Raw genomic sequence first — 380 nt, 5'->3', positions numbered from 1 at the left:
AATGTTGCACCATACAGTGGTGTTACATGGATGGGCGCTGGAACAGGATTTGTTGTTGGAAATCATACAATTATTACCAATAAACATGTTACTTATCACATGAAAGTCGGTGATGAAATTAAAGCGCATCCTAATGGTTTTTATAATAATGGTGGTGGACTCTATAAAGTTACTAAAATTGTAGATTATCCTGGAAAAGAAGATATTGCGGTTGTACAAGTTGAAGAAAAATCAACGCAACCAAAAGGTAGAAAATTCAAAGATTTCACTAGTAAATTTAATATAGCATCAGAAGCTAAAGAAAATGAATCTATATCAGTCATTGGTTATCCAAATCCTAATGGAAATAAACTACAAATGTATGAATCAACTGGTAAAGT

Annotated in this window: 1 pseudogene; it reads left to right on the top strand. The window is 32.1% G+C overall.

Features of this window, described 5'->3' with window-relative positions:
* Positions 1-380 (top strand): annotated as a pseudogene (gene splD, locus HMPREF3247_RS02705) (serine protease SplD); the annotation flags it as partial.

Origin of the sequence: Staphylococcus sp. HMSC36A10 (assembly GCF_001838845.1) — a bacterium.
Classification (GTDB): domain Bacteria; phylum Bacillota; class Bacilli; order Staphylococcales; family Staphylococcaceae; genus Staphylococcus; species Staphylococcus aureus.
The sequence above is the reverse complement of the archived record's forward strand: the minus strand, read 5'-3'. Positions and strand labels throughout refer to the sequence as shown.